This window comes from Rhizobium sp. NLR22b (genome assembly GCF_019685295.1).
Taxonomy (GTDB): Bacteria; Pseudomonadota; Alphaproteobacteria; order Rhizobiales; family Rhizobiaceae; genus Rhizobium.
This window is the reverse complement of record NZ_JABDWM010000018.1, coordinates 1-17,179: the sequence shown is the minus strand read 5'-3', so window position 1 is coordinate 17,179 and position 17,179 is coordinate 1. Positions and strand designations below refer to the sequence as shown.

Sequence of the window (17,179 nt, the reverse complement as noted above, 5' to 3'; positions counted from 1 at the left end):
GGATCCAGCGCATGTCAAGCCGAAATTCACAATTTGCAAACTCCGAAAAGAGCCGGCTCAGAAGTAGTCATTTCGCCAGGTTCTGTTGCAACGGCGGATAAAATCTGACAAAAGAAAGCTTTAGAACCGGTTCGATAACCATGACGACCATACGAGATGTCGCGCGCCTGGCGGGGGTTTCGATCTCGACCGTCTCGCTCGCGCTCAACAGCCCGAAGCGGGTCGGCGCCGAGACGCTCGACCGCATCCGGCAGGCGATACAATCGACCGGCTACCGCATCGATCCGGTGGCCCAGACGCTGGCGCGCGGGCGCAGTTCGCTGATCGGCTTCGTGTCGGCCAATCTCGGCAACATGTTCTTCGGCGACATCCGCCGCGAGATCGAGCACCAGGCGCTCGACCACGGCTATTTCGTGCTGATCGCCGACTCCTCCGGCAGGGCCGATCTCGAACGGGCGCTCTTGGAGCGGCTGCAGGCGCAGAAGATCGCCGGCATCGCTTTGGCGGCAAACGGGCGCGGCGAGGAATACGCAAGCTTCCTGCGCGAGTTCAAGACGCCGATCGTCATGTTCGACCAGAAGGTGGAGGGCGCCGAACGCGATTTCGTCGGCTCCGACAATCCGCTGACGACGACGATCCTGACCGAGCACCTGCTGCAGCTCGGCCACCGGCGCATTGCCTTCATCTCCGGCCCGAGCGGCCTGCACACCGCCGACGAACGCCTGAAGGGCTTCATGGATACGATGGCGGGCGCCGGCGTCGACGTCGATCCTTCACTGGTGGTCGAGGGCGGCTATACCAGGAGCGGCGGCCACACGCAGGCGATGCGCCTGCTCACCCGCCGCGATCGCCCGACCGCGATCATCGGCGCCAACAACATGATGGGGCTGGCAACCTTGCAAGTGATGCAGGAGATGGGCTTTCGCTGTCCCGACGACGTATCGCTGGCAATGGTCGACGACGTGCCCTGGAGCAACGTCATCACGCCGCGCATCACCATGGTCGTGCAGGATGCGCAGAAGCTCGGGGAACTGGCTGCACAGCGCCTGTTGGCCAGGATCGCAAGCCCCGAGGCCGCCGCCGAGCCGCCGCAGGATTTCATCCTGACGCCGAGATTCGTGCGTGGGGAGTCGACAAAGCGGCTATAAGGCGCTGGCCTAAACTTCCTTGCGAGGCCAGGGAAGAGGCCGATCATCATCGAGGCTATCAGCCCATGCTTGCATCAACCCGTGATCGACAGTCTTGCCCTCGTCCACATCAACCAGTGCTTCAAGAGTCAAACTGCGGCGCTTTCCTGCACAGGCGGAAGCGGAACCTGTTCAGCCGGGATTCTGGTTCCCATCGCAGCTCTCTTATCGACCATCGCAATCATAGCGAATAACTCAGATCATATGCAACGGGGCACCCTACCGCCAAAATCGGCAAGCACCCACAATTGTGCGTCCATTGAAAGATCACAAGATTTGTCATACATGTGTGATGAATCGTAATTTCGGGGTGTCGCGGCCCTGGCCGGCGGGATCAAAGCCGATGCGGGGATCGAGGCGTGGCTATGCAGGGGAAGGATCGCAGCAGGGGCTCGGGGTCTCTGGTCTCACAGGTTGGCGAAAGCCTGCGGCAAGCGATCCTCAGCGGCCAGTACGCCGCCGGCGACAAGCTTCCGAGCGAGCATGAACTGACCGAGACGCACAGCGTCAGCCGGACCGTGGTGCGCGAAGCCGTGGCAGCCCTTCGCTCCGACGGGCTGGTCGAGGTGCGCCAGGGCGCGGGCATCTTCGTGATCAGCCCCGACGCGGCGCTGTCGGGCCGGAAAGTCGACAAGGCCCGCGTCGCCTCCGATCTGGAAGTGCTGGAGATCCGCACACCTGTCGAAATCGAGGCGGCGGGGCTCGCCGCGCTGCGCCGCTCGCCGGCGCAGGAGGAAGCGATCTTCGAATGCCATCGGAAAATCCTCCACTGCATCGAGACCGATCAGTCCATCCGCGAGGCGGATCTGGAACTCCATGTCGCGATCGCCGAGGCGACGAACAATCCGCTGTTCAAGCACTTCCTGGAGTCTCAAGGCTCGGCGATCATCCCGCAATCGAGGGTCGTTCCGGAAACAAGGGCGGCCGAACAGACCGCCTACCGCAAGCTCATTCACCGGGAACATGAAGCGATCATCGTGGCGATCTCCGACAGGGACGATCAGGCGGCCCGCAACGCCATGCGTGAGCATCTGGTCGGCAGCCAGGCCAGGTATCGCAACCTGCTGAAGGATCTGCGAAGTTTTACGAGCTGAGGCTAACGCAGAGCGCTGCAGCAGACATCACCAGACCAACCGCTATCCCGGCTGCCGCGAGCAAATGGCCGATTGCGCAGCCGCGTTATGGTAAGGGACGTGCGCAGCTCATATCGGCGTGATGGATGGACGGGCTGTTAACCTGTCTGCGGCTGAAAGCTAGTTGAAAGCTTCGACGTCTTAGGAAAGGGCAGCATCGTGGAGGAGACACGGGTCAAGGTGACGAGACGACGATGCGGGTAAACCATCAGGAGGAGATATCAATGCGTTCTTCACGCAGCCTTTTTCACACCGTCGCTTTTTCCGCGCTTCTCGCCGCAGCCTCGTTCACGTCAGGCGCCGCCCACGCGGCCGACAAGATCACCATCATGGTCGGCGGCTATGAAAAGCAGATCTATTTGCCGGCCAAGCTCGCTGAATCCCTGGGCTACTTCAAGGACGAAGGTCTCGACGTCGAGCTGCTGAACGAAGCGGCTGGCGTCGATGCCGAAAACCAGCTTCTGGCAGGCGCCGTGCAGGGTGTCGTCGGCTTCTACGACCACTGTGTGGACCTGCAGGCCAAGGGCAAGTTCGTCGAATCCATCGTTCAGTTCAGCCAGGCGCCTGGCGAGGTCGAGATGGTTTCGAGCAAGCACCCCGACATCAAGTCGCCCGCCGACTTCAAGGGCAAGAGCCTCGGCGTCACCGGTCTCGGCTCCTCCACCAACTTCCTCACCCTCTTCATGGCCTCCAAGGCGGGCCTGAAGCCCGGCGACGTCGTCACCATTCCGGTCGGCGCCGGCGGCACCTTCATCGCCGCCATGCAGCAGGATCAGATCCAGGCCGGCATGACGACGGAGCCGACGATCTCGCGCCTGATCAAGACAGGCGAAGCGAGCGTTCTCGTCGACATGCGCACGGTCGAAGCGACCCGCAAGGCACTCGGCGGAACCTACCCGGCTGCCTCGCTCTACATGGAAACTTCGTGGGTCGAGGAACATAAGGACGAGGCACAGAAACTTGCCAGCGCCTTCGTCAAAACGCTGAAGTACATCAATACGCATTCCGCCGCCGAGATCGCCGACAAGATGCCGAAGGATTTCTACGTCGGCGACAAGGACGGCTACGTCAAGGCTCTCGACGAGGGCAAGGGCATGTTCACGCCTGACGGCGTGATGCCGGAAGACGGTCCGCAGACCGTGCTTGCCGTGCTCTCGGAGTTCTCCAAGAACGTCAAGGGCAAGCAGATCGACCTTGCCAAGACCTACACGACCGAGTTCGTCAAGAACGTCAAGTGAGGCCGCCGCGCCGCTTCCAGCTCCCGAGCGGAAGCGGCGTCCGTTCGATCACGGGCATCGCGTGCGCGCCCCTAAGCACGCCTCAGGTATCACCATGCAACAGGACAACAATCAGACCCCGGCGATCGAGTTGATCAATGTCAGCCGGCGCTTCGTCTCTCCGACCGGCAAGTCGCTCACTGCGCTGCGCGATTTCAACATGACGGTCGCCCGCGGCGAGTTCGTCGCCGTCGTCGGCCCCACCGGCTGCGGCAAGTCGACGACACTCAACCTCGTGACGGGCCTCGCACGCCCGAGTGCCGGCGAAGTCCGCCTGATGGGCGGGCCGATCACCGGCATCGACCCGCGTGTCGGTTTTGCGTTCCAGACCGACGCGCTCTTCCCGTGGAAGAACGTGATCGACAATGTCATGGCCGGCCCGCTGTTTCGCGGCAAGTCGCGCGCCGAGGCGGAACAGAGCGCCCGCGACTGGCTGGCCCGCGTCGGCCTGTCGAAGTTTCTGAACCATTATCCCCATCAGCTTTCCGGCGGCATGCGCAAGCGTGTCTCGCTGGCGCAGACCTTCATCAACGAACCTGAAATCCTGCTGATGGACGAGCCCTTCTCGGCGCTCGACGTGCAGACCCGCACGGTCATGCACGAAGAGTTGCTGAAGCTCTGGGCCGAGCGCAAGGCGTCTGTGGTGTTCGTCACCCACGATCTCGAAGAGGCCGTGGCGCTTGCCGACAAGGTCTATGTGCTGACCGCCGGCCCGGCCACGGTGAAATCGGTCTATCCGATCGACCTTCCCCGCCCCCGCGTCGTATCGGAAATCCGCTACGAGCAGAGCTTCATCGACTACTGCAAGACGATCTGGGAAGACCTGCGCGAAGAGGTCGAGACCAGCTACCGCCGCGCAAGCGAAGCGGCCTGACGGAGGATATCATGGCACACGTCACATTCGAGGCCGGTTCGGCCACTCTGTTTCGCCCGGGCACGTCGGATGCCGAGATCGAAGCCTCCGCGCTGAAGGCGATACGCCGGCGCAACACCCTGGTGCGCTTCTGGCAGATCGCCATCCTGGTCTTCGTGATCGGCATGTGGGAGCTTTCCTCCAACATGAACTGGATCGACCCATTCTTCTATTCCAGCCCGAGCGGCGTCGTTGAGCGGCTTTACGAATGGGCGACCGAAGGCACCACCGAAGGATCGCTCTGGTATAATCTGTGGGTGACGATGGAAGAGGCACTGATCGGTTTCTTTGCGGGCTCGATCACCGGCGTCTTCGTCGGCATCGGCCTCGGTCGCAACCGCTTCCTGTCGGACATTTTCTCCGTCTACATCAAGGCAATCAACTCGATCCCCCGCGTGGTGCTCGCCCCGATCTTCATCATGATCATGGGTCTCGGCCTGCCGTCCAAGGTGGCGCTCGCCTTCATCATGGTGTTCTTCGTCGTCTTCGCCAACGCCTTCCAGGGCGTGCGCGAAGCCGACCGCAACATGATTGCCAATGCCCGCATCCTCGGCGCTTCCGACTGGCAAGTGACGCGCACGGTGGTCATTCCCTCAGCGATGAGCTGGATCTTCGCCAGCCTGCACGTCTCCTTCGGCTTCGCGATCATCGGCGCGATCGTCGGCGAATTCGTCGGCGCCCGTTTCGGCATCGGTCAGTTGATCTCGATTGCAAAGGGCACGTTCGATGCAGCCGGCATGTTCGCGGCCATCCTCCTCGTCATGGTCGTCACGCTTTTTGCCGAATACATCATGACGCTGATCGAGAACCGCCTGGCAAAATGGCGTCCGCAGCAGCACCTCGACACGCAGTAATAAATCCGCCTCCTCCCAAGGCAGATCGAAGCGAAGGCCGGGCTCCATGCCCGGCCTTTGTCAATTCGGAGCATCGCCGGTTCAAGCGAGCGGAAGCCGCACGGTCACGACGAGACCGCCGCCCTCCGCATCGCTCAGCGAAACCGAACCTCCGGCGCCTTCGACGACCTCCCGAACGATCGCAAGCCCGAGACCGCTCCCTTCGCTTTCGGTTCCCATGATCCGATAGAACCGTTCAAAAACCTGCTCGCGCTCCCCTTCGGGAATCCCCGGCCCATTATCCCAGACGGTGACGACGGCGTGGCCGTTCTCCTTCCCGACGGCGACGGTCACTCGCCCATCGGCTTTGCTATAGCGGATCGCATTGTCGATGAGATTGACCAGCATTTCGCGCAGCATCGTCCCGTCACCCGCCACGATGGCGGAGCGGTCCGCCTCCAGGCCGAGATCGATGTTGCGCTTGAGTGCCTCTTCGGCATAGGCCTCCAGGATCTCGCGGGCAGCCTTGCTGAGATCGGTCGCGTCGCTGCGGGGGCGCCGGCTGCCGGGCTCGGCTCGCGACAAGGTGAGAAGCTGGCTGGCGAGGCGCGAAATCTGCCGTGTGCTGGTGCGCAGCGCTGCAAGCGCCTCGTCGCGGCGGGCCGCATCATCCTCCCGGGATGCCACGCTCGCCTGCGTCGAAATCAGCGCGAGCGGCGTCCTCAACTGATGCGCCGCATTCGATACGAACCGCCGCTGCGCGGCCATCTGGTTCTGGACGCGCTCCATGTAATCGTTGAGCGCATGGACGAGCGGGCGTAATTCGCTCTGGACCATCTCCGGCGGCAGCGGATCGAGGCGGTTGCGTCCGCGCCGCCGCACGGCGTCCCGCAACCTGAGCGCCGGCGCGAGGCCGCGCTGAAGCCCGAGGATGGTCACCAGGCTTGCGACGAAGACAAGCACGAACTGCTTCGAAAAATCCGAAAGCCACAATTGCTGTCGCATCGCGTACTGGCTGTTGTGGGTCACGGCGACGGTCACCGAGATCGTGCCGTCATCGGGAAGACCGACGACGGGATGGTCGAGCATGATGACACGCACATCGGCGCCGTGGAAGGCGCGATCATCGCCCGCCCGCTGGACGGCTGGCCGCGGCAGGTCGGGAAAGCCGCTCACCAGATTGCCCCAGGCGGTGATGACCTGATAGGATACACGGTCGCCAAAGCCGGTATCGAACATCTCGAGCGCGGCCGGCGGCACATCCACCTGAACATTGCCGCCCTCATCGACGCGTACCGCCTCGGCGATGACGCGGGCGGAGGCGAGAAGCGTTCGATCCGTCACCAGCTTTGCCGTCGCGTCGGCCGACCAGAAACTGTCGTAGAGATTGAAGGCGATCGCGCCGAAGAGCGTCAGCAGCACCCAGCAGAGCAATTGCACCCTCAGGCTCTGGCTGAGCCGCGCGATCGTTCCGCCGGCCTTTGTCACGGCGCTATTGGACATGTCTGAGGAGATAGCCGAGCCCGCGCAGCGTCGCGATCTGAACCGAACTGTTTTCGAGCTTCTTGCGCAGCCTGTGGACGTAAATTTCGATGGCGCTGGGATCGGCCTCATCATGGAAACCGAAGACGCTTTCCGACAGGGCGGCTTTCGAGACCGTGGTGCCGAGCTTCATGACGAGCTGTTCGAGAACGGCATATTCCCGCGGCGTCAGTTGCAGCGGTTCGTCTGCGACGAAAAACTGCCGCGTGCCGCCGGAAAAGCGCAGGTTTCCGACGGTGATCTCCGAGGACGCCCGGTGCTGGCCGCGGCGGACGACCGCGCGGATTCTCGCCTCGAGTTCGGCGATTTCGAAAGGCTTGGCGAGATAATCGTCGGCGCCGCTGTCGAGCCCTGCCACACGGCCGTCCAGGCTCGCATTTGCGGTCAGGATGATGACCGGCAGCTTGCTTCCCGATTGCCTCAGCCGCTTCAAAAGCGTCAGTCCGTCAAGCTTGGGCAGCGCAAGATCGAGGATCATCGCTGAATATTCCGCCACCTTGAGCAGATGCTCGGCGTCCTCGCCGTCATAGGCAATATCGATAGTGTACTGCGCCTGCCGCAGGGCTTTGCCCAGCCAGGCCGCCAGTTCCTTGTTGTCCTCCACCACAAGCAGTCTCATCCGTCCCCCTTAGCACGGGCAGAGGGGCTGGCGGAAGCGTGCCTATGGCGTTGTGTCTCGCCCGCCGTTCCCGGCACGAGGCCGCCCTCGGCCGCATTGGCGCGAATTGTCCGCTATTTGTCCGGCGCGTGCATTTTCCTCTGTCTTCATGTCGTCGAATATGGCTTCATGATTAACCGCCATGGAGCAGAAAATGTCCGGCCATGAAACCATTCTTCTCGTCATAGACGCCCAGGAGTCTTTTCGGCAGCGCGATTATTGGGATGGAGCCCTCGCACCCGCCTATATCGAACGCCAGCAGTCTCTGATCGACGGCGCCGCAGCCCACGGAATACCTGCCATCCAGATCTTTCATGTCGATGGAAGCGGGCCGTTTTCGGAAAGCTCCGGCTTCGTCAAAACGCTCGCCCCGCTCAGGATCGCTCCCGAAGCAACCTTCAGGAAGAGCCGCCATAGTGCGCTCGTCGGTTCCGGGCTCGACGTGTGGCTCACCAAGAATGGTGTTCGTCGCATCATCGTCTCCGGCATCCGCACCGAACAGTGCTGCGAGACCACGACGCGCCACGCCTCGGATCTCGGCTATCAGGTCGACTATGTCGGCGAAGCGACTCTGACCTTCCCGATGACCGACGCGGCGGGGCGCACCTGGAGCGCCGGGGAAATCCGGGGCCGCACGGAACTGGTGCTGTCGGGCCGCTTCGCCCGGATCGCCACGGTCGAACAGGCGCTGGCGGGGCGCGAAGAGCAACTCGCGGCATGACTGGTACCGCGCAGCCCTTCGATATTCCCGTCTACGTCGTCGTGCCGCCGCGCGTGCTGCTGCTCGATGTCGCTGGCCCGATCGAAGTGCTGCGCAAGGCGAACCTCGAACAGACGGCGGTGCGTTTCAGCGTCACCTATATTGGCCCCTCGGCAACGGTCGGCAGCTCGATCGGCCTTGCCGTGACCGGCGTCGCCGCCTTGCCGGAGCGATTGCCCGACCAGGCGCTTGTCGTCATCGCCGGCAGCGCCGACGCGCCGATGGAGAACAACCGTCCGTGGGACGAAGAGGAGCGCGCCGCCCAGGCCGCGATCGTCGCCTGGCTGAAGCGGGCCATTCGTCCAGGGGTTCGGCTGGCCTCGATCTGCTCGGGCGCCTTGCTCGCCGCCGAGGCCGGAATGCTTGACGGCCGCGAATGCACCACCCATCACGGCTGCATGGAGGACCTGGCGAGGCTTGCGCCCACCGCGCGCATCCGGGACAACCGGCTCTATGTCGAGGATGGAGAGCGCCTGACGAGCGCCGGCATCACCGCCGGTATAGACCTCATGCTGCACATTGTTGCCGAGGCGGCGGGACATGCCTGCGCGCTTGCGGTGGCGCGCTATCTCGTCGTCTATCTCAGGCGCGGCGGCTCGGATCCGCAGCTTTCGCCCTGGCTCGAAGGCCGCAACCATATCCATCCGGCCATCCATCGCGCCCAGGACGCAGTCGCTGCCGATCCCTCCCGCGACTGGTCGGTCGCCTCGCTCGCGCGCCTCAGCGGCGCCAGCCCGCGAAACCTCTCGCGGCTGTTCAACGAATATACCGGCATGAGCGTCACGGATTTCGTCAACCGTATGCGCGTGGCGCTCGCCCGCGAGATGCTCGCCGGTTCACGGCTGGATATGGAGGCCGTGGCGATGCGCGCCGGCTTCGGCTCGGCCCGGCAGCTGCGTCGCGCCTGGAACAGACTGCATGACAGCCCGCCGAGCGCGGCGCGGCCCAAGCCGGCCCTCGGCTCATAGCGTAAGAGGAAGGCGGTGCCCGGCCTCGTCTTCGACAGCGACGACGGCAGCCACCTCCGTCCCCCAGATTTCGATCTGCGTCAGCGCCGGGAAGGGCGAACTGTCCTCAGCCTTTACAAGGCCGTGCAGTTCCATCCATTCGATGATGCACGGCTCTATCGCAAAGCGCTGCGCAGCACCCGATTTCACCAGCGGGAATGAAAAGCTCCTGCCGTTCGAGAAGGTGACGCTTGCCTTTTCCCACCAGGAATCATGCGGGAAATCCGCCCGGAGGTAGAAGACGATCTCATCGATCCGCACCGGCCGAGCGCGCCAATTTCAACGCCGACCGATCCGAACAGGCAGAGGGCCGTGCCGTCTGGTACGGCCAGACCGATATCAGCGCTATCGTCGATCTCTCGACTCGCCGAGAGCCGGCCATGCGATGAGCCCTATACCCAACACCAACCTCATCCACGCCAAGACCCTGCTGCCGCAGTTGCACGGCGAAATCGACCCAGGAACTACCGTGCTGGTCACCGCGGCACTGGCTCTGCCGGTTCAGGAGAATTGGGTGCTGGCGCTGGAGAATTCGCCGGCCTGCCCGGATCTTGATGAAGTGGAGCGGCACTTCCGCGAGAAGAGCGTTCGGGTGCCGGCATTCGCTCTGCCGCAGTAGCTTCAAAGCCTGCCTCCGCCGTCTCGCACTCCGGGCCTGAGGCTGTCGAGGCAGGTTGGTTTGCGGTTGACCAAGTTGCAATTCGAAGCCTATCATCGCTCAAGATATCGGCAGGCCGCTGTGGCCCCGCTCGACAATAAACGCAACAGCAGGGGAGGCCGTCATGGCGGTCACAGTCAAAGTCGCTGAAGCAAAGACCCATCTGTCAGAACTACTCGCCAAGGTCGAGGCCGGCGAAGAGGTTATCATCTCCCGCGGCAACAAGCCGGTTGCTCGGCTTTCGCGCATTCGCCGCGAAAACGATATCGCTGCACTGATCGCCGAGATCAAAGCTCAACGTGCCAGCCGTCAATTCACGACGCAGGAAGAAATCCGCGAGTGGCGTGACGAAGGCCGACGTTACTGATGACCTTTGTCCTTGACGCCTCGATCGCCGCAGCGTGGTTTCTCCCTGATGAGCAGCACGATGCTGCCGACCGGCTTATGTTCGATCTCAACACGACGGTTGGATTAGTACCGACCTTGTTCTGGTTCGAAACCCGTAATCTGTTTCTGATGGCGGAGCGACGTGGACGGCTTCGATCCGGCGAAGCGGTGCTGCTGATGACGCAATTGCGGGGCCTGTCCTTGGAGGACGCCGGATCAGGAGGAGACGGATTGATACTTCATCTGGCAAACCGCTATGCACTCACGGCATATGACGCGAGTTATGTTGCCCTTGCGAAAGCGGATGGCCTGCCTCTGGCCACAGCCGATCGAAAGATGGCGGACGCGGCGCGCAACGAAGGCATCACCATCCTCGGGCCACTCGAACGACGTGAAGTCTAACAACGATTAGTCCCCTCTGCGTGATATGCTTCAGCGATCCGCCGCGCCAGCTCCGCCATTTCATTTTCGGGCATCTGCAGAACGCCATGTTCCGCCATCAACGCATGGTATTGCTGCTTCTCAAGAGGTAGACCTGCAGGCAAAGGAACGACATGAAAATGCAAGTGACTATTGGCCTGCCGGCTGCCGAGCGAAAGCACGTAAATTCGTTCAGCATCGAAGACGCTTATCAGCGCACGAGACAAAAGGTGCACCTTCTCCTGCAGTCGAAGATACTCATCGGTCGACATGTCTTGCGCCAAATCCTCCCGATGTTCTCTCGGGCAGACAAGGCAATAACCGGGCAGTGTCTGATATTTGCTCAGGAAGATAATCGTCTCATCGTCTTCGAAAATACGATGATGAAAACAAGCCGGATCATTCTCGATCAAGCCGCAGATAAAGCATGGCCGCGTCGCAATGTCGCGCACATAGGTCTTGAGATCGAAGGGTTGGCGATCGATCATTCTGAACCTCCATCTCCCAGCGGCGAGCGCTAAACAATGCGACCAACAGCGAAGGCCGCCGCCGCTCGGAGAAGATGCCGTCTGCCTATCCGGCAGCGACACGCAACTGATCTGGCACCTCCGCGCCGATCGGAATCCGAAGCGTAAACGTCGTGCCGTCCCCGCGGCTGCTTGTCACTTCTATCGATCCGCCGTGAAGCTCGATGATCTGCTTGACGAGATTAAGGCCGATGCCAGTGCCGGCAATGCCCGTGGAACTTCTGGCACGGAAATAACGCTGGAACATCTTCGGGAGGTCATCGGCGTCGATGCCGATGCCTTCGTCGCGGACAGTGATGCAAACGCTGTCCCCTTCCTGCCATCCGGTGACGTGGACGTTCGGCGAATCCGGTGCGTATTTCACGGCGTTCGAGAAGAGATTGCTGAAGACCTGGTCGAGCGCAGGATGATCCCCATAGATGGTCGGAGGAAGCCGATCGAGGTCAAGCAGAAAACGGTGGGTGCGCCGGATGCTCTCCTGGCGGGCGCGGCAGATTTCGATGATTTCCGCGATCGAGCACGGCTTGTGCACGATGGTGATCCTGCCATGGTCCAGCCGCCCGGCAGCAAGAATACTTTCCATCAGTTCGAGCATGCGCGAAACCGAGCTGCGGATCTGATCGGCTTTTTCGCAAAGAAACTCCGGCGTCGCTGCCTCTTTGCGCCGAATGAGCCGTTGCGCCGCGCCGTCGATCACCGCAAGCGGGGTGCGGAATTCATGCGACGCCATCGAGACGAACTGCCGCTGCAATTCGTTGATCTGCTTTTCCTGTTCGAGCATCCGTTCGAGCTCTTCTGTCTGCCGCGCCAGTTCGACCGTGCGGGAGCGCACCATCTCTTCAAGCGTGTCACGGTGCTGCAGCAATGCCTTTTCGGCGCGCTTGGCCTCGGTGACGTCGACGACAGCCATCAGCGATGCCGCCTGGCCCTTGTAGTTCAAGCAGGTGGAATAGACGGTGACCTCGATGGCCGCGCCATCTCCCTTGAGATGGCGGCAAGAGCGGGACGACGCAGGATCCTCGACATCGAAAACGACGGCCTGCGGCGGATTGGATTCCTGCGCCTCGATGTCGGATAGTCGCATCGTCAGGAATTGCTCCAGACGATAGCCATAGTGATCGATGGCGGCTTGGTTTACGTGGAGAAATCTCAACGTTTCATGATCGTAAACCCACATCGGCATCGGGTTGCCTTCGAACAGCAGCCTGAACGACGCCTCCTGCATCTTGAGATCGGTAATGTCGACACGTATGCCGACGCTGCCGCCTTCGGAGATCTGGCGTTCTTCGATCCGTATCCAGCGGTTTCCGGGTAGGCGTTGCTCGTGTTTGCTGGTGGGCTTTGCATGATGGGCCAGCCTTTCCGCCAGCCATTCCTCTTCGCGTCCGACCGCTTCCGGATATTGGCCGCGCTCGAGGCCTGCACGCAGGCGGTCTTCGAAGCGCATGCCTTTTACGAGCATATCGCCGCTTTCGGCGTAAAGCTGCTCATATCTCTGGTTCCAGAGGACGAAGCGGTCTTCCTCGTCGAATAGGACGAGACCTTCCGGGACGACTTCGAAAGCCGCCAGAAGACGTGAATGCGCTGCCCGCGCCTCCTGCTCGGCGCGTTCTGCCTGGACATGCGCCTTCGCAAGGGCCTTTTCAGCCTGCCAGGCCTGCGTGATATCCTCGTGGGTCGATACCCATCCGCCGTCCGACGTGCGCTGATGATAGCCGCGGATGATCTGGCCCGACTTGAGTTCCTTGATCCAATCCCGAGGCGTATCGCCCCTATTGGTCGCTTCGGCCCAGGCGAGATATTCCGAGGTCGAGGTGGCGGGAACGGCGCCGACCCCCTGTCTCAGGTTGAGGATGTCCTTGAGTGACTGTCCCGGATGGATGACGGAGGGATCAAGTCCGTAGACTTCGGCATAACGGTTGTTTGAAAGCAGCAGCCGGCCGGCCTCGTCGAACAGGCAGACGCCTTGTCCCATGCTGGCAAGTGCCGTATCGAGTTGCTCGTTGCGCCGCTGCAGGCGCGCGTGGACTGCGCCGAGCTCGATATGTCGCTTAATGCGGGCGACGAGCTCCGCGGCGGAGACAAGGTTGGAAACGCAATCCACCGCACCGGCGGCAAGCCCTCCGATCCGGCTCTCCTCGTCCTCCGGCGAGACCAGAATGATGACTGGAATATCACACGTTATAGGCTTTGATTTGAAACGCCGGCAGTCTTCGAGCCCACCTCCCTCCGGCGACAGGGCGTCCAGCAGAATGAGCGCCGGCAGCGGTCGTTTGGCGGCGCATTCGTGAAACTCAGCTCGGTCGAGGTGAACGCGCAGCACGATACCATGTCGCTCGAGGGTGTCGCCGACACCCTGCAGGCCTGCCAACGTGCCATCCATTGCCAAGATTGTGTGCAGTTCGCCGGACACGACCGTTCCCTCGTTCATCCACATGGACGCGACTATAGGTCGTACCGGTTAACACGACCCTCACCTCAGGTCGGCCCCAGGGTGCTCCGCTTTCTATGGTTGAAGAATGGTTGCGAGCGAGGCGGAAAATATCCGGTGATGCAAGAGGACGCACGGCAGACATTCTTCGGGACTTTCGCCGGCACCGCCCGAACAGACCTAGCGTTCGTTCCGGATGTCGTGCAGGAGATCCAGACCGCGCTGGTATTTTTCGGTTTTCTTGCCGGCTTGTTCGGCCTGTCGGAGATTGTCTTCAAGGTCCGCCTGTTTGACTGGCAGGGCCAGCGAATTCGATGCGGCGCGTCTGACGAATTCGTCGTCAGGCTCCTCGGGCCGCCGCGTCAAGGCATCCACCGCAGAGATGATCGCCGGCGGGAAGCCTTCCTCCCTTAACCTGTCGAGCGTCCAGCCACTGCCTTTTTCGGCGACGTCGTGAAGATAGGCAACCGTTCGCGCCTCGTCTCCCGACACGAGAAGCGCGACCCGCTGGCAATGCTCAAAGAATGGCCGCCCGGTCTTGTCCACCTGCCCTTCATGCGCCTCTAAGGCGATTTGCATGGCATGGTCGAGATGCTGCATGGCGGTTACGGTCCTTCGGTCCTTCTGATTTTTCGCCGGGAAGGGTTCTCCCCGGTTGTTATCTCGATATCGGGCGTCGTGGAGCCGGCAACACCAAGGTCGGCTCGCGGCGGATCGAGATCACCGCTTTCCCCGGCTCCTTGCAGCAAGGCCGCATCATCTCTGTCGTCTTGATCAAGCAGGTCTTGCAGCGTCTCATGCTCGTCTTCGCCAGCCAGTTCGTCGCAAGCTTGCATCCAGTGACGCAGGTCCGAACCTTCAGGGCGGCCTTCGGCTTCCCAGATTTCATAGGCGCGCCGGCGTATCTGCTCGTGTTTATCTATGGCCATGATCTTCTCCAGTTTCGACCTGACCTCGCTACTCAATTTGGCGCGCGGCGACGAGCCGGGCGGCCATCTTCAAGGCGTGTTGATGGTCGGAAGAAAATCCTCCACCTGTTTGCGCTGATCCTTTGAAAGCGTCTCCACTCGCTCTTTCCAAAAGCGTTCGGCCGCCGGGGGATCCTCATTCCATTGACGAACAGTGGTGATGTTGTCGTCGATCTTGGACCGGCGCCGCCCGCCGAGACTGAGATACTCCCTCGCCAGTTTCAGGCTTGGGGTCTCGGTGCCGCTCTCGCGATCCAACGTCGAACGCACATTGCAGCGGGCGGCTTCCAATGCCGCCTGGCGATCGGCCTCAGCTTGCTGCGTGTCGAAGGAGCGCGCATCGTCGGTTCCACTCTCGGGTGAGATGTTGGTTGGGGAAGTGGTCATGGATCACCTTTCGATGCTGTGATCCAATAACCTCCGCCAGCCGCGAGAGTTCCGCATGCTGGCGATTGATTCGAGCGGGCGGCCAAGCCAAGCCGTCCTGCCGGCAATCAGTGAACGGCCATGCTTACCATGCGATAGGGGTGCACGGCCTCGAACTGCGAGATCATCGCCGTTGCCTGGAGCAACACGCGCTCGGCATTCTCGGGATCGTCCCTGGCGAGTTCGTCGGCATTGACGCGGATCGCTTCGGCCATGTTGTTGGAGAGCACGGCAAATTGCGTATTGCCTTCGACAAGAGCCTCACGCGCCGTATCCTCCAGCGTGCGAGCGATATCGACGAAGATCTCCTCGCGTTCCTCGATACTGAGGTCTTTGATTATATTGGTCTTCTCTTCCATGTCACTCACTCCTAAGACGTGGGACGGTGATCGAGCTCATCGAGCCTCGATCGCCAGAGAGCTAGGAACGCCGACATCCGGATTCAAGCCTTGTGCAGTTTGAACTCGCCTTCGAGACGAGGGGACGACTATCTTCATTATGTCGAACGCAGGAAGGGGGCTTCTGTTCCCGGGAGAGTTGCTAGCAGTCGACAGCAGAGAGTGCTAATTTTTCTCCTGCTCCTCTTGAAATCGAAAAACGCTCGAACCAGATCATTCGCGCAATGCGCGCGACTTGCACCCGTCCGGATCTCATCAATCCGGTCCGGCCAGCACCGACACCGTCGTCATTGTTTGTCTATGGAGGAAGACATGTCGTTCCGACCGCTTCATGACCGCATTCTCGTCCGCCGCGTCGATTCCGAGGAAAAGACCAAGGGCGGCATCATCATTCCCGACACCGCCAGGGAAAAGCCGCAGGAAGGCGAGGTCATCGCCGTCGGTCCCGGCGCACGCGACGATGCCGGCCAAATCCAGGCACTCGACGTCAAGGTCGGCGATCGCATCCTGTTCGGCAAGTGGTCCGGCACGGAGATCAAGATCGATGGCGAAGACCTGCTGATCATGAAGGAAAGCGACGTGATGGGTATCATCGAAGCTCAGAGCGAGCGGAAAGAGGCCGCCTGAGTCCATCAAGTCGGAAGTCAACGCTAAAGCGCGTTGCGATCTCTGAGGGTCGTCCCTCGCGCTTTGGATCTTAATTTCTTCGCATGTCGTTCTCGCAAAACCGCTGTACACTTGGCGACATGCGCTAGCTGCCGATGAAGGAGTGAGGACATGGCTGCTAAAGAAGTCAAATTCAGCGTCGAAGCCCGCGAAAAAATGCTGCGCGGTGTCGACATCCTGGCCAACGCCGTAAAGGTGACACTGGGTCCGAAAGGCCGTAACGTCGTGATCGACAAGTCGTTCGGCGCGCCGCGCATCACCAAGGACGGCGTTTCGGTTGCCAAGGAAATCGAGCTCGAAGACAAGTTCGAAAACATGGGTGCCCAGATGGTCCGCGAAGTCGCTTCGAAGACCAGCGACATCGCCGGCGACGGCACCACGACTGCGACGGTGCTCGCCCAGGCGATCGTCAAGGAGGGCGCCAAGGCCGTGACATCAGGCATGAACCCGATGGACCTGAAACGCGGCATCGATCTCGCCGTCAGCGCTATCGTCGAAGAACTGAAGGCCAACGCCCGCAAGATATCCAACAATGCCGAAATTGCCCAGGTCGGCACCATCTCCGCCAATGGCGATGCGGAAATCGGCCGCTTCCTGGCGGAGGCCGTGCAAAAGGTCGGCAATGACGGCGTCATCACCGTTGAAGAAGCCAAGACCGCCGAAACCGAACTCGAGGTCGTCGAAGGCATGCAGTTCGACCGCGGCTATTTGAGCCCCTATTTCGTCACCAATGCCGACAAGATGCGGGTCGAATTCGAGGATCCCTATATTCTCATTCATGAGAAGAAGCTCTCGAACCTGCAGGCGATGCTGCCGATCCTCGAAGCCGTGGTTCAGTCCGGCAAGCCGCTCCTCATCATCGCTGAAGACGTCGAAGGAGAAGCCCTTGCGACCTTGGTCGTCAACAAGCTGCGCGGCGGCCTGAAGATCGCTGCCGTCAAGGCGCCTGGCTTCGGCGACCGCCGCAAGGCCATGCTTGAAGACATCG

19 protein-coding genes and 2 pseudogenes are annotated in these 17,179 nt (G+C 61.4%); 12 read left to right on the top strand and 9 right to left on the bottom strand.

Going from position 1 to position 17,179, the window contains the following annotated elements; all coding sequences use genetic code 11:
• Window positions 1-140: 140 nt before the first annotated feature.
• From HJC00_RS25395 to HJC00_RS25375, 5 genes are all read left to right on the top strand, one after another.
• The gene (locus HJC00_RS25395; protein ID WP_210631802.1) at window positions 141-1,148 is read left to right on the top strand and encodes a LacI family DNA-binding transcriptional regulator; all 1,008 of its coding nucleotides are present in this window, start codon (window positions 141-143) and stop codon (window positions 1,146-1,148) included.
• Window positions 1,149-1,552: 404 nt separating this feature from the next.
• Window positions 1,553-2,281, top strand: a complete 729-nt coding sequence (locus tag HJC00_RS25390) for a FadR/GntR family transcriptional regulator (protein ID WP_210632199.1) — start codon at window positions 1,553-1,555, stop codon at window positions 2,279-2,281.
• Window positions 2,282-2,544: 263 nt separating this feature from the next.
• Entirely contained in the window at window positions 2,545-3,558 is a 1,014-nt protein-coding gene (locus tag HJC00_RS25385) for an ABC transporter substrate-binding protein (RefSeq protein WP_210631801.1), read from the top strand.
• Between the two features lie 94 nt (window positions 3,559-3,652).
• Entirely contained in the window at window positions 3,653-4,471 is an 819-nt protein-coding gene (locus HJC00_RS25380) for an ABC transporter ATP-binding protein (RefSeq protein WP_221164764.1), read from the top strand.
• Window positions 4,472-4,482: 11 nt separating this feature from the next.
• On the top strand, window positions 4,483-5,364 hold the full coding sequence (locus tag HJC00_RS25375) for an ABC transporter permease (protein ID WP_210631799.1): 882 nt from the start codon (window positions 4,483-4,485) through the stop codon (window positions 5,362-5,364).
• Window positions 5,365-5,445: 81 nt separating this feature from the next.
• On the opposite strand, the gene HJC00_RS25370 is transcribed toward HJC00_RS25375, so the two are convergent.
• Both HJC00_RS25370 and HJC00_RS25365 read right to left on the bottom strand, forming a co-directional pair.
• On the bottom strand, window positions 5,446-6,846 hold the full coding sequence (locus HJC00_RS25370) for a sensor histidine kinase (RefSeq protein WP_210631798.1): 1,401 nt from the start codon (window positions 6,844-6,846) through the stop codon (window positions 5,446-5,448).
• The gene (locus HJC00_RS25365; protein ID WP_221164763.1) at window positions 6,836-7,504 is read right to left on the bottom strand and encodes a response regulator; all 669 of its coding nucleotides are present in this window, start codon (window positions 7,502-7,504) and stop codon (window positions 6,836-6,838) included. The genes HJC00_RS25370 and HJC00_RS25365 overlap by 11 nt, the downstream gene beginning before the upstream one ends.
• Window positions 7,505-7,685: 181 nt before the next feature.
• On the opposite strand from HJC00_RS25365, the gene HJC00_RS25360 reads away from it, so the two are divergent.
• Together HJC00_RS25360 and HJC00_RS25355 are read left to right on the top strand one after the other, a co-directional pair.
• A complete protein-coding gene (locus HJC00_RS25360; protein ID WP_210631796.1) occupies window positions 7,686-8,264 on the top strand; it encodes an isochorismatase family protein in 579 nt (192 codons plus the stop codon).
• Window positions 8,261-9,271 (top strand): GlxA family transcriptional regulator, encoded by a 1,011-nt coding sequence (locus tag HJC00_RS25355; protein WP_210631795.1) that lies wholly within the window; start codon window positions 8,261-8,263, stop codon window positions 9,269-9,271. Before HJC00_RS25360 ends, HJC00_RS25355 begins: the two co-directional genes overlap by 4 nt.
• Here HJC00_RS25355 and HJC00_RS25350 read toward each other — a convergent pair.
• A pseudogene (locus tag HJC00_RS25350) lies at window positions 9,266-9,577 on the bottom strand (carbohydrate-binding protein); the annotation flags it as partial. The gene HJC00_RS25355 and the pseudogene HJC00_RS25350 sit on opposite strands and share 6 nt — an antisense overlap.
• On the opposite strand from HJC00_RS25350, the pseudogene HJC00_RS25345 reads away from it, so the two are divergent.
• From HJC00_RS25345 to HJC00_RS25335, 3 genes and pseudogenes are all read left to right on the top strand, one after another.
• Window positions 9,577-9,929 (top strand): annotated as a pseudogene (locus HJC00_RS25345) (hypothetical protein); the annotation flags it as partial. The pseudogenes HJC00_RS25350 and HJC00_RS25345 sit on opposite strands and share 1 nt — an antisense overlap.
• Before the next feature lie 163 nt (window positions 9,930-10,092).
• Window positions 10,093-10,335, top strand: coding sequence for a type II toxin-antitoxin system Phd/YefM family antitoxin (locus HJC00_RS25340; protein WP_210631794.1), 243 nt, complete (start codon window positions 10,093-10,095; stop codon window positions 10,333-10,335).
• The gene (locus HJC00_RS25335; RefSeq protein ID WP_221164762.1) at window positions 10,335-10,757 is read left to right on the top strand and encodes a type II toxin-antitoxin system VapC family toxin; all 423 of its coding nucleotides are present in this window, start codon (window positions 10,335-10,337) and stop codon (window positions 10,755-10,757) included. The genes HJC00_RS25340 and HJC00_RS25335 overlap by 1 nt, the downstream gene beginning before the upstream one ends.
• On the opposite strand, the gene HJC00_RS25330 is transcribed toward HJC00_RS25335, so the two are convergent.
• The 6 genes from HJC00_RS25330 to HJC00_RS25305 all read right to left on the bottom strand — a co-directional run bounded on the left by HJC00_RS25330 (window position 10,754) and on the right by HJC00_RS25305 (window position 15,486).
• Window positions 10,754-11,263 (bottom strand): HIT family protein, encoded by a 510-nt coding sequence (locus HJC00_RS25330; RefSeq protein ID WP_221164761.1) that lies wholly within the window; start codon window positions 11,261-11,263, stop codon window positions 10,754-10,756. The genes HJC00_RS25335 and HJC00_RS25330 overlap by 4 nt on opposite strands.
• A gap of 85 nt (window positions 11,264-11,348) precedes the next feature.
• Entirely contained in the window at window positions 11,349-13,715 is a 2,367-nt protein-coding gene (locus tag HJC00_RS25325) for a PAS-domain containing protein (RefSeq protein WP_405048800.1), read from the bottom strand.
• 198 nt (window positions 13,716-13,913) lie between these two features.
• A complete protein-coding gene (locus tag HJC00_RS25320) occupies window positions 13,914-14,333 on the bottom strand; it encodes an HD domain-containing protein (RefSeq protein ID WP_210631791.1) in 420 nt (139 codons plus the stop codon).
• Window positions 14,334-14,338: 5 nt separating this feature from the next.
• Entirely contained in the window at window positions 14,339-14,662 is a 324-nt protein-coding gene (locus tag HJC00_RS25315; RefSeq protein ID WP_210631790.1) for a DUF2934 domain-containing protein, read from the bottom strand.
• 69 nt (window positions 14,663-14,731) lie between these two features.
• Complete coding sequence (locus HJC00_RS25310) at window positions 14,732-15,088, bottom strand: hypothetical protein (protein ID WP_210631789.1); 357 nt, start codon at window positions 15,086-15,088, stop codon at window positions 14,732-14,734.
• A gap of 107 nt (window positions 15,089-15,195) precedes the next feature.
• Window positions 15,196-15,486 (bottom strand): hypothetical protein, encoded by a 291-nt coding sequence (locus HJC00_RS25305; RefSeq protein ID WP_210631788.1) that lies wholly within the window; start codon window positions 15,484-15,486, stop codon window positions 15,196-15,198.
• 351 nt (window positions 15,487-15,837) lie between these two features.
• Here HJC00_RS25305 and HJC00_RS25300 point away from each other — a divergent pair, with 351 nt between their 5' ends.
• Both HJC00_RS25300 and groEL read left to right on the top strand, forming a co-directional pair.
• Window positions 15,838-16,152 carry a co-chaperone GroES gene (locus HJC00_RS25300; RefSeq protein WP_210631787.1) on the top strand — a complete coding sequence of 105 codons (315 nt, stop codon included), beginning with the start codon at window positions 15,838-15,840 and terminating at the stop codon, window positions 16,150-16,152.
• 150 nt (window positions 16,153-16,302) lie between these two features.
• The coding region (gene groEL, locus HJC00_RS25295) for a chaperonin GroEL (protein WP_221164760.1) at window positions 16,303-17,179 on the top strand (877 nt) is incomplete at its 3' end.